The 15,799-nt window shown below is 61.5% G+C and carries 13 protein-coding genes; 9 read left to right on the forward strand and 4 right to left on the reverse strand.

The genetic code is table 11. The features are described 5' to 3' along the window. The first annotated feature begins 116 nt into the window (after positions 1–116). Positions 117–1,010, forward strand: coding sequence for a TIGR03619 family F420-dependent LLM class oxidoreductase (locus tag FEZ60_RS27725; RefSeq protein WP_045064789.1), 894 nt, complete (start codon positions 117–119; stop codon positions 1,008–1,010). A gap of 61 nt (positions 1,011–1,071) precedes the next feature. On the opposite strand, the gene FEZ60_RS27730 is transcribed toward FEZ60_RS27725, so the two are convergent. The 4 genes from FEZ60_RS27730 to FEZ60_RS27745 are packed head-to-tail and all read right to left on the reverse strand — an operon-like array spanning position 1,072 to position 5,208. Continuing rightward, positions 1,072–1,839 (reverse strand): enoyl-CoA hydratase/isomerase family protein, encoded by a 768-nt coding sequence (locus tag FEZ60_RS27730; RefSeq protein ID WP_033236989.1) that lies wholly within the window; start codon positions 1,837–1,839, stop codon positions 1,072–1,074. A 1-nt stretch (position 1,840) separates the two neighbouring features. Next, positions 1,841–2,929, reverse strand: coding sequence for an acyl-CoA dehydrogenase family protein (locus tag FEZ60_RS27735; RefSeq protein WP_045064792.1), 1,089 nt, complete (start codon positions 2,927–2,929; stop codon positions 1,841–1,843). After that, positions 2,916–3,821, reverse strand: coding sequence for an acyl-CoA dehydrogenase family protein (locus tag FEZ60_RS27740; RefSeq protein WP_033236991.1), 906 nt, complete (start codon positions 3,819–3,821; stop codon positions 2,916–2,918). Before FEZ60_RS27740 ends, FEZ60_RS27735 begins: the two co-directional genes overlap by 14 nt. Beyond that, entirely contained in the window at positions 3,802–5,208 is a 1,407-nt protein-coding gene (locus FEZ60_RS27745) for an AMP-binding protein (protein ID WP_045064796.1), read from the reverse strand. The genes FEZ60_RS27740 and FEZ60_RS27745 overlap by 20 nt, the downstream gene beginning before the upstream one ends. Positions 5,209–5,347: 139 nt before the next feature. On the opposite strand from FEZ60_RS27745, the gene FEZ60_RS27750 reads away from it, so the two are divergent. The 8 genes from FEZ60_RS27750 (at position 5,348) to FEZ60_RS27785 (ending at position 15,799) form a co-directional block, all read left to right on the forward strand. After that, positions 5,348–6,394: a ferredoxin--NADP reductase gene (locus FEZ60_RS27750; RefSeq protein ID WP_045064797.1), complete on the forward strand. Its 1,047-nt coding sequence runs from the start codon at positions 5,348–5,350 to the stop codon at positions 6,392–6,394. Positions 6,395–6,760: 366 nt separating this feature from the next. Beyond that, entirely contained in the window at positions 6,761–7,714 is a 954-nt protein-coding gene (locus FEZ60_RS27755; protein ID WP_033236994.1) for an ABC transporter permease, read from the forward strand. Beyond that, positions 7,711–8,613, forward strand: a complete 903-nt coding sequence (locus FEZ60_RS27760) for an ABC transporter permease (RefSeq protein WP_033236995.1) — start codon at positions 7,711–7,713, stop codon at positions 8,611–8,613. Before FEZ60_RS27755 ends, FEZ60_RS27760 begins: the two co-directional genes overlap by 4 nt. A 90-nt stretch (positions 8,614–8,703) precedes the next feature. After that, entirely contained in the window at positions 8,704–10,272 is a 1,569-nt protein-coding gene (locus FEZ60_RS27765; RefSeq protein ID WP_033236996.1) for an ABC transporter substrate-binding protein, read from the forward strand. A gap of 52 nt (positions 10,273–10,324) precedes the next feature. Beyond that, positions 10,325–11,323 (forward strand): ABC transporter ATP-binding protein, encoded by a 999-nt coding sequence (locus tag FEZ60_RS27770; protein WP_033236997.1) that lies wholly within the window; start codon positions 10,325–10,327, stop codon positions 11,321–11,323. Between the two features lie 8 nt (positions 11,324–11,331). Beyond that, the gene (locus FEZ60_RS27775; RefSeq protein WP_033236998.1) at positions 11,332–12,351 is read left to right on the forward strand and encodes an ABC transporter ATP-binding protein; all 1,020 of its coding nucleotides are present in this window, start codon (positions 11,332–11,334) and stop codon (positions 12,349–12,351) included. A gap of 39 nt (positions 12,352–12,390) precedes the next feature. Next, positions 12,391–13,965 carry an ABC transporter substrate-binding protein gene (locus FEZ60_RS27780; RefSeq protein ID WP_172937605.1) on the forward strand — a complete coding sequence of 525 codons (1,575 nt, stop codon included), beginning with the start codon at positions 12,391–12,393 and terminating at the stop codon, positions 13,963–13,965. Between the two features lie 385 nt (positions 13,966–14,350). Next, the gene (locus FEZ60_RS27785) at positions 14,351–15,799 is read left to right on the forward strand and encodes an ABC transporter substrate-binding protein (RefSeq protein ID WP_346343422.1); all 1,449 of its coding nucleotides are present in this window, start codon (positions 14,351–14,353) and stop codon (positions 15,797–15,799) included.

Below are 15,799 nucleotides of genomic sequence, written 5' to 3' on the forward strand. Positions count from 1 at the left end.
TGTTCTGCAATAACAATCAAAGATTCTGGTTATCCGACAACTTGAATGCCAGTCCCATACTGTGTCCGCATGACTTCCATACATTCGACAACCAGCGGCCAGCGTAGGGCAGAAGCATGAAATTCTGGACCGGCACAGCCTTCATGAACACCGCCGAGATGCCCTCCGTCGCAAAGATGCTCGACGAAAACGGCTACCACGGCGTCCTCGTATCGGACCACCTCATCTTCCCGCGTGAACTCAAAACACGTTATCCGGCAACGGAAAGCGGCGTGCCGTACTGGCAACCCGACACCGAGTGGCCCGATGCCTGGGTTCTCATCGGCGCAATGGCCGCGGTGACGGAGAACCTGCATTTCGGCAACAACGTCTACATCGCTCCCGCGCGCCCCATCCTCGAGGTCGCCAAACAGGTGGGCACCGCGGGTGCACTGTCCAACGGACGCGTGTCCATCGGACTCTCAGCCGGCTGGATGCGTGAGGAATTCGAACTACTCGGCCAGGACTTCGACAACCGTGGACCACGACTCAACGAAATGATCCAGGCACTGCGGGCCCTCTGGAAGGGCGGCTGGGTGTCGTGGAAAGGCGAGTACTACGACATCCCGGAAATGATGATCGAACCGCACCCGCCTGCCCATGTCCCGATCCTCTGCGGCGGCGAATCCGCTGCCGCGCTCAAACGCGCAGCGCGTTACTGCGACGGCTGGGTCGGGACTGCATACACGCTGGAAGAAGCCACTGTGTGGATCGACCGGATCAAGGGCTACCGCCGCGAATACGGACGCGAAAACGAGCCTTTCGAGATCATTCTCGGATTGTTCGACGAGCGGACACCTGACCTCTACAAGCGGGCAGAAGACATCGGCATCACCGGCGTGATGTGCTCACCGTGGGCCGACTGGGACCTCCAGCACAGCGGAGACCACTCGCACTTGAAGGGAAGCGCGGAGCAGTACCGAGCCCCCATCGAGAAGTTCGCCGAAGAGATCGTCTCCAAGTGCCTGTGATGTGAAAAGAAAAGGCTGGGCACAGATCCCCTGGTGCCCAGCCTCTTCCACTTTCTCCGATTCAACTCTTGACGGCGGTGAGCTTCGCGATGTTGTCCCGGAAATCCTCGCTCTGGAAAGTCAGCTCTTCTGCCGTCGTCGCAAAGTCGAGTGTCGCGAGAATCGCCCGCTCGAGGTGCATGTTCAGCAGTCGCTTGGTGCTCTCGACGGCCTGACGCGGCTGCGAGGCAATCTTTTTCGCGCATTCGATGGCGTCGGCAAGTGGATCGAGCGACACATGGTTGGCCAGGCCGAGCGTGCAGGCCTTCTCCGCTCCGATGCGCGTCCCGGTCAATGCGTATTCCTTTGCCAGCAGCAGACTGATCTGCAGCGGCCACGTCAGCGGTCCACCGTCGGCGGCAACCAGTCCGACCTGTACGTGCGGGTCGGCCAGGTAGGCGGATTCTGCGATGTAGACGATGTCGCTCAGTGCAACGAGGCTGCATCCCAGGCCGACGGCCGGGCCGTTGACAGCCGCGATCACGGGGACACGGCACCGAGCCATTCCGAGCACCAGATCACGACCGTGCGCGATTGTGCGAGCCCGCATTTCGGAGTCTTCGGCCAACTCTGCGAGGTAGGCAAAATCGCCACCCGCCGAGAAAGCCTTACCGTTGCCGGTGAGTACTGCGGCACGGGCGTCACGATCCGCGCTGAGCCGTGGCCACAACTCCGCCAAGCCGGTATGCAGACTGTCGTTGACGGCGTTGAGCGCGTCCGGTCGATTAAGAGTGATGATCCGCAGCGAGCCTTCTGCGCGGACGTCGATCTCTTCGGGCATGTCGTACATGTCAAACTCCCAATCCGAGAATGCGCGAGGCAATGATGTTCTTCTGAATTTGTGATGTCCCACCCATGACGCTCTGGGCGCGGCTGTACAGGTACGAACCGAGCATCTCGGTGTCGCGGCTACCCGCCTCCGTCAACGCTGCGTGCCCGACGGCCTGATCCACCCAGGTCATCAGGAGCTTGTCGAGCGAGCCCTCAGAACCGTGGGAGAGTCCGTCCAACTGCTCGGACAAGCGGCGACGCACGTGTAGCCGCAACATCTCCGTTTCCACTGCAGCCCAAGCTAATTCCGTCGACGGCGGTCCGTCGCTCCTGGCTGCGAGCTGGCGGACCAGTTTGCCGTAGCGCGCCGCATAGCCCAGCGTGGAGGGTTCACGTTCGTGCCCGACAACCGTCATGGCCAACGCCCAGCCTTCACCGGGAGCACCGACCATCTGATCGACCGGCACACGAGCACCGTCGAAGAGCACCTGGCCGAACTCCTTGGTGACACCGTTCATCATCTTGAGCGGACGCTGCTCGATACCGGGCTGGTCCATCGAGACGATGAATGCGGTCAGTCCGCGGTGACGCTTTGCATCGGGTTCCGTCCGCGCCAAGAGCAGGCACCAGTCGGCGACATCGCTGTAGCTTGTCCAGATCTTGTGGCCGTGTATGACGTACTCGTCGCCCTCACGGACGGCGGTGGTCGTGAGCGAGGCAAGGTCCGAACCGGCACCTGGCTCACTGAATCCCTGGCACCAGCGTTCGGTGCCGTTGATCATTCCGGGAAGGAAACGACTCCGAAGATCCTCACTGCCGTGCCTGCCGAGTCCGTGTACCAGGTATCCGAGGCTGGGCCGAGGCGGAGCACCCGCTATGGCCAGTTCCTCGTCGACGATGACGTCGTAGACGGGCGGCAGTTCCTGTCCGCCATATTCTTTGGGCCACGATGCGCCGAAGAATCCGCCGCTGTAGAGCGCCTGATGCCACTCGCCCTGCCGTGCCCAGTACTCGTCTCCCGAGCTCGGGAATGTCTTTGCCCGCTCAGCTGCCCATGACCGCAGTCGGTCTCGGAAAGTGGCTTCTTCCGGCGAATCACGAAAGTCCAAGGTCGATCTCCTCCAGCCTTACGGGAAACAGTTCGGTGGACGTCAATGCCCGCCGCAGGTACACATGCACGAGGCACTCCCACGTGTTGCCGATTCCGCCGTGCACCTGCACTGCGGTTTCACACACGGTTCGAGTTGCCCGCGCGCAGTAGATCTTTGCGATCCGCGCCGCTGCGATCGCCTCGGTCGGCGGCAGCTCGTCCACGGCCCACGCCGCGTACCGGAGCACACTCACCGATCCTTCGATCAGCGCGAGGCCTTCGGCCAGCAGATGTGCAACAGCCTGGTACGACCCGATCGCCGTGCCGTACTGCTCACGGACCTTGGCGTACTCGGTCGCAACATGGTGAGCACCCCGCGCCGTGCCGACCAGATCGGCACAGGTAGCGACGAGCGCAAGTGCCTCCCACCGCGTCACGTCGTCCGTCGATATCTCCCCGAGGGAATCCGTCGGATCGAGCAACTCGGCAAAACCTCTGGTCAGATCGGCGCCTGCAGCTACCGGTCCGACGCGGCCGGCAAATGCCTTGTTCTCACGCAAGACGAGAGCGTGGTCGAGACCGGTCGCGTCGACCGCCTCGTCACCGACAGCTATTGCCCACGTGAGCTGATCATCGGCGACATGACGACGTAGATCGTCGGCAAGCACCGGTCCGAGAAATGGAACGTCGACCAGTCCGCGGCCGAATTCCTCTGCGACGATAGCAACTTCGACGCCAGACGCTCCGTCCGAGCGGAGTGAACGCCAGCCGGTTGTGGCCACCGCCTTCTCCAGACGAGCGATGCGAGAGCCGTCCTCCAAATCGAGGACCGAACCCGGTCCCAAATCGTCGGCCAGTTTTGCGGCAGCGTCACGCAGCTGCCGCTGTTCATTAGTCAGACGTACGTCCATAGCGCTCCTTGAGTTCTCGGCGCAACACCTTGCCGGAGGGCAGGCGAGGAATTTCGGGCACGAACACCACTCGCCGCAGGCGTTTGTAGCCGGCCATCCGGCCGGCTACGAGTTCCATGAGTTCCACTTCCCCGATCGAGCCGCTTGTCGCGACAGCCGCGACGATCGCTTCGCCGTCTTTCGGGTCGGGGATTCCGAACACCGCGCAATCCGCGACGCCGGGGTGTCCGTGGAGGACTGCTTCGATCTCGGCCGGGGCTACCTGGAAGCCGCGTACCTTGATCATTTCTTTGAGGCGGTCGGTGATTCGCAGCCAACCGCCGTCGTCGAGATGTCCGACGTCACCGGTGCGGTACCAACCGCCTGCGAACGCACCGGCGGTTTCCTCGTCGGGAAGATACCCAGCCATGACCGAAGCCGACAGTGCCTGGATTTCTCCGGTCTCGCCGGTGCCGAGCACCTCGCCGGTTTCGGTGGACACGATTCGAAGGCTCACGCCCGGTGCCGCACGCCCCACGCTGTCGAGTTGTGCACCCTCGACGGGGTTGCACGCGATGACGGGCAGCTCGCTGGCACCGTACGCCGGCATCCACCCGACACCTGTTCGCCGCGTGACTTCCTCGGCAACGCTAGGTGTCACCGGCGTTGCGCCCCACATGATGTAGCGCAGCGACGAGAGATCGTACGATTCGAGTTTCGGATGCGAGGCGATTGCCAGAGCGATGGGCGCCACGGCCATTTCGACGGTAATCCGGTCTACCTCGATGTGGTGCAGCATCGTATCGAGATCGAATCGGCGGTGAAGCCGCAGCCATGCACCGGACTCGAGTGCCGTCACGATGTTGAGCAGCCCGAGTATGTGTGAAGGCGGAGTCACGATCTGCATGCGATCGCGTTCCGTCAGCTCCAGCACGTCTCGCCACTGCTCGACGGCAACGGCAAACGACGCATGAGTGTGCCGGACCGCCTTGGGTAAGCCGGTTGTTCCCGAACTGAAGACGAGAACGGCATCCGACGCGGGATCGGGCTCGCCGAACGTTTCGGTATCGGCGCTGCACGTGACCGACTCGTCAAGGCTCAGCATCGGCATCAGTTCCGCGAGCACAGGATTGTCTCCGATTGCATACACGGGGCTCGTTGTCGCCAGTGCGTGCGCAACCTCGACGCTCTTCCACGCCGGACTGATCAGCACGACAGCGGCACCCACGCGCCAGACCGCAAGTACCGCGACCACAAACTCCGGCCGATTCGACGACATGAGAGCAACGCGTTGACCAGCAGTGACACCATCCCGAACCAGCCGCGATGCAAGCGCGTCGGCTAGCGCCTCCAGCTCGTCTCGGCTGTATTTCTGTTCGTCGAACACAAGGACGCTCTGCCCGCTCATCCTTGGCTCCTCACTGGGGGATGGGGGCTAGCGCATCCCCCGTCTCGCGTGTACAAATGCTTCATTGAGAAGATCCTATCTCGTTTGAGAGAATAGTATTCTCAAACTTATAGAATCTCAATATCAGCAGGAGGTAGCCATGGCGAGACCACCGTTGTTCCAACGAGCGACCGTCACCCGGATCGTCAAAGAGAGCTCCGACGCGCGTACATTTGTTCTCGCTCCGGCAGACGGTCCGTTCACCTACAGCGCCGGGCAGTTCTGCACATTCCGCGTCGAGGTCGACGGCACCGAACTGTTCCGGTCGTACTCGATGTCGAGCTCACCGGACACCGACAACGAATTGATGACCACCGTCAAACGTGTTGCCGGAGGCAAGGTCTCGAACTGGCTACACGACAATGTCTCCGAAGGTGACGAGGTGGTCGTCACCAGGCCGGCCGGCACGTTTCGCCTTCGCGAATCCGAGGCGCCGTTGCTCGGGTTCAGCGGCGGCAGCGGCATCACCCCGATCCTGTCGCTCGCCAAGACCACTCTCGCCACCACCGATCGCGAGGTTCACCTTCTGTGCGCCGATCGTGATCACGACTCGATGATCTTCGAGCGCGTTCTCTCGGAACTCGTCGACCGCTACCCCGGTCGACTCACCGTCACACGCCACCTCGACGACAAGAACGGATTCCTCGACAAGGCCGCAGTACTCGACTTTGTCGGCAAGCACGTGGGAGCCGACAGTTACCTATGCGGCCCCGAACCCTTCATGGACCTGATCGAATCGGCCCTACCCGGACCGGGCCGCGTCTTCAGCGAACGATTCGGCAGTGCAGCCGAACCGATTGTGGCCGAACCGATTGCGGCCGAACCGGTGAGCACCGGTGAATCTGCCGCTACCGAACCAACTTCCACCGAAGTCACCGGAACAGTGACCATCGTTCTCGGGCGAAAGAAGACCTCGGTACCACGACACCCCAACGAGACTCTGCTGGAAAGTGCTCGGCGCGCTGGACTTACGCCGCCGTTCTCCTGCGAAGCCGGAAACTGCGCAACCTGCATGGCACACGTCACCTCGGGAAGCGCCGTGATGAGAATCAATGACGCACTGACCGACGAGGAGGTGTCGGACGGCTACGTTCTGACCTGCCAGGCAATACCCGACTCCGAGTCGATCACAGTGAAATACGAGTGAGACAGGAGATTCCAGGCCAAAAGTCGTTGTAAAACAACAGAATTGACGCATTCGCTCGGGGCCATCAGCTCGCCGACATGAGCAACATCGCCGCGCCCAATTTCGGCAGACACGCTGAGGGCGCTACTTTGACGACCCTCAATCCTGTTGAATTACAAGATCATTAACTGGAAATCGGCGAACGTCGAAATGCACCAACGGGAGTTCGATCCAGGTTTCTCTTGCTATTCGCAGCGATCATTGAATATATTACAACAAATCCAGGTGCGCCAAGAGTGCGCATAATCACACGCAAGCTTCGTAACAGTCCAAAATCTCTGCATACAAGGAACTTTGGCCGCGCTTGCATGATGAAAGTCGAGTTGGATGATTCTCACAATTACGAGGCGTGTAGGCCGCAGCTTGGTGGTCGTCTTGTTGGTAGCGGCAGCAGCTGTTCTGCTGTTGAGCCTGGCGCCCGGGTCTGCCGCCGAGGTGATCCTGGGTGAAAACGCTACCCCCGAGGCCGTTGCGGCGATGGAAGCAAAGATGGGACTCGACGTTCCCGTCTGGACTCAGTACTTCAATTGGCTCGGTGACGCATTCCGCGGAGACTTCGGAACCTCACCGCTCACCGGTCAGTCAGTCAGCGAGGCCATCGTCGAGCGCCTCCCTGTCACCCTGCAATTGGCCGCTATGGGCCTGATCATTGCTCTGGTTGTTGCCGTCCTGATGGCCGTCGCCTCCGCGTCGCGCCCAGGAAGCAAGCTCGACCGCGGCATCAATGTCGTTTCGGCTGTGTGCCTCTCGGTTCCCGCGTTCATCGCCGGCCCGGTCCTGATCTACTACTTCGCGATCAAATTCCAGCTCTTCCCGGTGACAGGCTGGTCGCGTATGAGCGAAGGCCTCGGTGCAAACCTCCAGAGCGCACTGCTGCCCGCGATCGCAATCGCGTTGACCGAGATCGCCGCATTCCACCGTCTGCTGCGCACCGACCTGATCGGAACCCTGCGCGAGGACTACGTGGCAGCGGCTCGGGCGAAGGGAATGCCCGGGTGGTACGTGATGTTCCGGCACGCGCTCCGACCGTCGTCGTTCTCCCTGATCACCGTTGCCGGCATCAGTCTCGGTCGACTCATCGGTGGCACCGTCATCGTCGAAACACTCTTCGGTCTACCCGGTTTGGGACAGCTCATCTCCTCGTCCATCACGTCGCGCGACGTGATCATGGTCCAGGGAATCGTGGTCTTCATCGCGATTGTGTACGTGGGTATCAACACCCTGGTCGACCTCAGCTACGGATTGATCGACCCACGGGTCAGGAAGGTTGTCGGAGCATGACGCGATCAGTAGTCGAAGACCGGACCGGCTCGCAGGACGAGCAACCGTCGGACCCGCCGGCACCCCTGGTGCCACCGGCGAAGAAGTCACGATCCATTCTGGTGTACCTCTCCTTCGGTTGGCTCGTCACTGTGCTTCTCGCAGCGGCGCTGGCAAATGTCCTGCCCATTGCCTCCTACTCCGTTCCGGTTGGCGCACCGCGTCTTTCACCGTCGTTCGAATCCCTCGATCTGCTGCTGGGGACGGACACCCTCGGGCGGTCGATGCTCTCCCGCATCATCTACGGCGCCCGTGTCTCGCTCCTTGTCGGCACTGTAGCCGGATTGATCGGATTTGTGGTGGGCTCCTTCATCGGCCTGATCGGCGGCTACTTCGGTAGGCGTCTCGATTCCGGCGTGACCCTCCTTGCCGACGCGATGCTCGCATTCCCGCCGTTGATCCTGCTGCTGGCGCTGGCGTCCGTCCTGACCCCCTCCATTCCGACCATGCTGCTCGGACTGACCTTGGTCGTCATCCCCGGATTCATCCGTCTGGCCAGAGCCAACACAATGGCGTGGAGCTCGAGGGAATTCGTCCGGGCCGCACGGAACATGGGCGCCGGCCACTGGCGAATCCTGTTCAAGGAAATCCTGCCGAACGTCCTCGCTCCCCTGGCTGCGTTCCTGCCGATCATCATGGCCGCCCTGATCGTCGCCGAAGGCTCACTGAGCTTCCTCGGCCTGGGAATCCCACCGCCACAGCCCAGTTGGGGCGGAATGATCGGCGACGGCAAGAACTACATTGCCGACTACCCATACTTGGTCTTCGTTCCTTCGTTGGCGATCTTCTTCACGGTGTTCGCCCTCAATCAGGCAGGTGACTTCCTCCGCAACAAGTTCGACCGCACTCTGCACGACTGAACCTCGAGGACTGCACGACTGAACGACCAAGACCGTTTTCCCGCTCGACACGACGTACTCATTTCCACGTTCCACCTGAGAGGGCTTTCCATGATCCGAAAAAGACGCTTACTGACAGCGGTCGCGATGGTGTGTACCGCAGCATTCGTGCTGACCGCCTGCGGCTCCGATTCCGGCAGCAGCAACGAGGGCACCACGGCTGCAGGCGATCCCGTATCCGGCGGTGCCGGCCGCGCGATCATGGCGGGCGAGCCGCGGTCCCTCGACCCGGCCACGCTGTCCAACACCTGGGCACACCAGGGCATCCTCGGCAACTCGCTGTACGGCACGTTGATGATCAACGACACCAAGACCCTTGACGTCACATACACCATGGCCGAGGACTTCTCGACCGCCGACGGTGGTGCCACGTTCAACCTGAAACTTCGCCCGAACCTGAAGTTCTCGGACGGAACACCCCTCGACGCCGAGGCGGTCAAGTTCAACTGGGAGCGTCTCAAGGACCCGGCTCTCGGTTCGACGTCCGCTCGCTACGTCGCACAGATCGCCAACTTGAGCGTCGTCGATCCGGCCAACCTCGCGGTCACGATGGTTACGCCTACCCCGCACTACTCGCAGACCCTCATCGCCAGCTCGATGAACTGGATCGCCTCACCGGCCGCACTGCAGAAGGGTCAGGCCGGATTCGACGAGAACCCCATCGGTGCCGGACCGTTCACGCTCACCAAGTGGGCGCGACAGGACTCCATCGAATTGGCAAAGAACCCCACGTATTACGACGCACCGCGCCCGTACCTGGATACCCTCACCATCCGTGTGGCCGCTGACACCAATCAGCGTTACAACACACTCTCGACCGGTGGCGCTGATCTGATCAACGAATCGAACTGGCAGACGTTGGATACCGCCGAGACCGCGGGCTTCCCGACCGAAATCGTTCCGATGGGCGGCGGCCAGTACTTGTCCATGAACTTCCGACGCGCCCCCTTCAACGACGAGCGTGCCCGTCGTGCAGTGTCACTCGCAGTTGACCTCGACGCCATGAACACCGTCGTCTACAGCGGCAAGGGCGAGGTCCCGGAGACCCTGTTCCAGGAATCCTCCCCGTTCTACGCGGACATCAAGTTGGGCGAGTACAACAAGGCCGAAGCACAGAAGCTCTTCGACGAGCTCGCCGCTGAAGGCAAGCCTGTCTCGTTCACCTTCACGTCGTACCCGACGGCCGAGAGCAAGACCGCCGGTGAGGCACTGCAGGCACAGTTGAGCGCCTACAAGAACGTCGAGGCCAAGGTCGACGTGGTCGACTACGCCGCCGCTACCGCCAAGATGGGCACCAAGGACTTCGACATGGTGATCTCCTCCGCGATCATCCAGGATCCGGATTCCATGTGGTCGACCTTCCACAACAAGTCCCCTGGCAACATCATCGGTGTCGACGATCAGGAACTGAGCGACGCACTCGATGTCGGCCGTACCTCGCAGTCGCAGGACGAGCGCAAGGCCGCGTACACGACCGTGCAGGAGCGCCTCGCCGACCTCACCGTCGGACTCTGGTACATCCGCGCAGCACCGTCGACCGTGACGGGCAAGGACGTACAGGGCGTCACCATGTACGGCTCGGGCTCGCCGCTCACCGACGCTATGTGGATCGCGAAGTAGCCGAAAGCAATTCGACGCAGTAGCCGACTACAGATCAAAGGGCCGGATCACCATGAACTCTCAGCCACTCCTCGAAGTAAGGAACCTACGTGCCCACATCGGCACACCACGCGGAATCGTGCGTGCCGTGGACGGGGTCTCCTTGACCTTGGACCGAAGTCAAGCACTGGGAATCGTCGGTGAATCCGGCTCCGGCAAGTCCGTCATGGCACGGGCCATCATGGGCCTGATGCCACCGCGTTCGGGCCGATCAGGGGAAGTCACCTTCCAAGGACGCGATCTACTGTCGCTGACGAAGAAGGAAAAGCTCGAGATCTGGGGCAACCAGATCGCCATGGTCTTCCAAGATCCGGGCAGATCACTCAACCCTGTAGTCAAAGTGGAACGACAGATGACCGAAGGGATGCGCCGCCATCTCGGAGTCAGCCGTTCCGAAGCTCACAGTCGGGCCCTCGACCTCCTCAAGGAGGTCGGGGTGCCCGACCCCGAACGACGTCTGAGCAACTACCCCCACGAAATGTCCGGCGGCATGCGCCAACGCGTCATGATCGCGATCGCACTCGCGTGCGAGCCGGATCTGTTGATCGCCGACGAGCCCACCACGGCATTGGACGTGACGATTCAGCGCCAGATCCTGGACCTGCTGCGACGCATCCAACGCGAACGTGGCACCTCGATGCTGCTGATCAGCCACGACCTGGCTGTCGTCGCCGGCCGAACCGACCGCGTCTCCGTCATGTATGCGGGAAAGATCGCCGAAATCGGCTCCACCCGAGAAGTATTCGACGAGCCACGCCACCGCTACACCCACGCCCTCCTGGGAGCAACGCCCACCATCGACCACGAACGCCACTCACCGTTGCGTTTGATCGACGGATCGCTCCCCGACCCCACATCCCCACCCGAGGGTTGCCGCTTCGAGCCACGCTGCGGTCAGGCCGTCGCAGAGTGTTCCACTCCCGGCCTGCAGTTGGAATCAGTTGGCGCAGACCATGACGTGGCGTGCCTCAACCCGGTCGCCGTTCCGGCGTCGGCAATGTCCGGAAGGTAAAGAATCTCATGGCTGGTAGTGGTAGCGCCCATCTACGGGGCGACGACGCTCTCCTGAGTGTTCAAGATCTTGTCGTGGAATACCACACAAGTTCCGGAACCGTTCAGGCCGTATCCAAGATCAGTTTCGACGTCCTGCCCGGCGAAACCCTCGGCATCGTCGGCGAATCCGGTTGCGGAAAGTCCACCACCGGACGCGCAGTTCTGCGTCTGGACCGAGTCACCGCAGGCCGAATCCGCTTCGGCGAGGACTGGATCGAAAACGCCGACGAATCGCAGATGCGTAAACTGCGCCGCGACATGCAGATGATCTTCCAAGATCCGGTAGCGTCGCTGAACCCGCGGCGTTCCGTCAAGGACATCGTCGTCGAGGGCATGGCAGTCGCCGGCGCCCCCACCGCAGAAAAAGTCACCACCTCGGCATCGGTACTCGAACAGGTCGGCCTGTCCGGTACGCGGTTCGCAGAGATGTTGCCGCGCCAACTTTCCGGCGGCCAGGCACAGCGTGTAGCGATCGCGCGCGCACTCGCACTGAGCCCACGACTGTTGATCTGCGACGAACCCGTCTCCGCACTCGACGTCTCCGTGCAGGCACAGATCCTGAACCTCATCGAGGTACTCAAGAGCGAGTTCGACCTCACCGTTGTCTTCATCGCCCACGACCTCGGTGTGGTGCGAACGGTCAGCGACAACGTCATGGTCATGTACTTGGGCAAAGTCTGCGAATTCGGCGACTCCGTCGAGGTCTATGACGACCCCGCACACCCTTACACCCGCGCACTACTCGATTCCGTACCGCTGACCGATCCGGAGAAGGGCTTTGCCGGGCCAGCGCTGGAAGGGGATGTGCCGTCGCCGCTTTCACCGCCGAGCGGATGCCGATTCCGCACCCGGTGCCCCCAAGTCGAAGAACGTTGCGTTACGGAGGAACCTGAGATGAGAGAGGTTCGTCCCGGCCAGTTCGCAGCGTGTCACTTCCCCCTGGCTCCGGCGAGCAAGAACCTTCTGGTGGACAGCGTCGCCGGGTGAACTCGACTTGCCAGCTGCATTACTTCTGAAAGGTCGACCATGATCCGAACGAGGCGCGCACTCGCCGCGACTCTGGCCGCGGTGTGTTCCGTGGCAGTTTTTGTCAGTGCGTGCGGCACCAGCCCCGCAGAAACCACCGGAACCAGCGCCGATGCCGGTGACCCGGTAGCGGGTGGGGTGGCGCGCGCCATTGTCATCGGCGAACCTCGCACTCTCGACCCGGCTGGACTGGGTAATTCGTGGACGCGGCAAAGCCTTCTCGGAAACGCGCTGTACGGGACGTTGATGATCGAGGATCCCTCGACGCTCGACATGAAGTTCACCATGGCGACAGACTTCTCCACAGTCGACGGTGGATCGACGTTCACACTGAAACTTCGCCCCGGGCTGACATTTTCCGACGAAACACCGTTGGATGCGGCTGCCGTGAAGTTCAACTGGGATCGTCTGCGTGATCCTGCGAATCCATCCGATTCGATCAGGCAGGCGTCGCAAGTGGCGTCCACCGAGGTGGTGGACGCCACGACTCTGAACGTCGTGATGGCAGCGCCCAGTCCGGTCTTCCCACAGGCGCTGGTGACCGGTGCCATGAACTGGATCGCCTCACCAACTGCATTGCAGAAGGGGCAAGCCGCCTTCGACGAAAACCCCGTCGGTGCCGGACCGTTCACGCTGACGAGGTGGACACGCCAGGACGTCATGGAGTTGAAGAAGAACCCGCGGTACTGGGATGCACCGAAGCCGTACCTGGACGGGCTGACCCTCCGAACGGTCGCTGACGCCACGCAACGCCTCAACACGATGATCGCGGGCGGCGCAGACTTTGCCATGGAAACGAACTGGGCGAGCCTGGCTCAGGCGCAGGACGCCGGTTTGTCCACCGACACAGTATCGTTCGGCGGCGGACTCTACATGGGCATGAACGTGCGGCGCGCACCGTTCGACGACGAACGCGCCCGTCGGGCAGTCTCCATGGCTGTGGATCTCGAAGCAGTCAACACCGTGATCAACGACGGCAAAGGCGTTGTCCCGCAAACACTCTTCCCGGAAACGTCACCGTTCTTCTCCGACATTCCACTGACAACTCCGAACAAGGAAACGGCTCAGAAACTCTTCGACGAGTTGGCAGCCGAGGGCAAACCCCTGTCCTTCACCTTCACCACCTATGCACTGCCGGAAAACAAGGCAACCGCCGAAACTGTGCAGGCGCAACTGAGCGCCTTCAAGAACGTTTCGATGGATATCGAGGTTGTCGACGCCGCCACCGGAAATTCCCGCAATGCCACTCACGATTTCGACATGATCATTGCATCGGCATTGTTCCAGGATCCCGATGCCGCGCTGTGGACCGCATTTCATTCCTCCTCGCAGGGAAACATCACCGGAATCAGCGACCAGCAACTCACCGGCGCCCTGGACGCCGGCCGTGTCGGGAAGACGATCGAGGAACGTCGCGCGGCGTACGAAACCGTGCAGAATCGTCTGGTAGCACTCAATCCGGGTATTTGGTACGCAAAGTCTGCACCGTCGGTCATCACTGCAAAGAATGCACATGGCGTTGTGATGTACGGCTTCGGATCACCACTGCCCGAGGAGTTCTGGATGACCAACTGATCTTCCACACAACTGAAGACACAACTATGGTCCCGCGAGTTGCGAACTCGCGGGACCATCTTCGTCGTCCGGCAAGGCCGAAGTCACAGGACACGCGGCGTCGATACATTCCAATGATTGTCTCGATACGGAATGTCTATTGGACGTACCGCCTGGCGCTGACTTGTAATAACAAGCATCCCTTGCCGATCAGGCAACTTCCCCGGCACGCGATTCCTCCGAAAGGCTGACGATGACTCGAGCGCAGCGAGTGTCTTTGAGAAAGGTTCGACCCACACGGCAAGCAAGAACGACACTAGTCTTGGCGTGTGCGGCGGTGCTCTTCCTGAGTGCTTGCGGCGGCGGAACTGCTGTCGATCAAACATCGACCACTGCAGGAGATCCGGTGGCCGGCGGCAGCGCAGCGCTCACGTACAACAGCGAGCCTCGCACCCTCGACCCTGCAGCACTGTCCAACACGTGGGCACACCAGGCGGTTCTGGGTAACGCACTGTACGGAACGTTGATCGTCAACAACGTCGATACCCTCGCGATCGAGTACAAGATGGCCACGGACTTCTCTACCACCGACGGTGGCCGGACCTTCATGTTGAAACTTCGCCCGGGGCTTCAGTTCACCGACGGCACTGCGCTCGATGCCGCTGCCGTGAAGTTCAACTGGGACCGATTACGCGACCCTGCGTTGGCATCGACGTCGCTCCGACAGGCCGCGCAGGTCGCGAGCAACGATGTGGTGGACGCAACCACACTTCGCGTCACCATGACCTCCCCTAGTCCGCACTTCCCGCAGAACCTGCTCGCCGGCGCCATGAACTGGATAGCCTCACCCACGGCACTACAGAAAGGACAGGCGGCATTCGACGCGGAACCCGTCGGAGCCGGTCCATTCACCCTGACCAAGTGGATGCGCCAAGATGTCATCGAGCTGTCGAAGAACACGGGTTACTGGGACGCGCCACGTCCATACCTCGACAGCATTTCCCTCCGCGCCGCGAGCGATAACGCTCAGCGACTCAACGCGGTCACGACGGGCGCTGTCGACGTCGCAGCAGAAACGAGTTGGGCGAACCTCGCAAAGGCAGAAGAGGCCGGATTCCCCACTCAGACGGTGCCACTCGGCGGCGGCCAGTTCATCGGAATGAATTTCCGCCGAGCACCTTTCGACGATCCCAGGGCTCGCCGGGCAGTCATTCTCGCGATCGATCCGGAATCGGTCAATGTCGCCGTGTACAACGGCAAGGGGCAAGTTCCCGCCACCCTGTTCCAGAAGAACTCCCCCTACTTCACCGATATTGCGCTGCCGAGTCCGGACAAGGCCGAAGCTCAGAAACTGTTCGACGAACTGGCAGCCGAAGGCAAGCCTGTCTCCTTTGCCTTCACCACCTACCCGACGCCGGAAGCCAAAGCAACGTCCGAGAGCGTTCAGGCCCAGTTGAGTGCATTCGAGAACGTCGAAGCCAAGATCGATGTCGTCGACTTTGCTGCCGCCACGGCGCGCACCGCGGCGCACGATTTCGATATGACCATCACGTCTGCGCTCATCCAGGATCCGGATTCCGGTCTGTGGAACGCCTTTCACTCGACCTCACGCGGAAACACGATCGGCGTCGACGATCGAGAGCTCACCGCTGCGCTGGACGCCGGCCGCGTTGCCGAAGACCCGGCTGCGCGCAAGGAAGCGTACGAAACAGTGCAGAATCGTCTGGTCGCATTGAATCCCGGGATCTGGTACGTGCGGTCGTCACCGTCCGTCATCACCGGCAAAAATGTACATGGCGCACTGATGTACGGCCTTGGATCTCCACTACCCGAGGAACTCTGGTTCCAGAACTGA

The organism is Rhodococcus sp. MS16, from assembly GCF_013277795.1.
In the GTDB taxonomy this organism is placed as follows: domain Bacteria; phylum Actinomycetota; class Actinomycetes; order Mycobacteriales; family Mycobacteriaceae; genus Rhodococcus_F; species Rhodococcus_F globerula.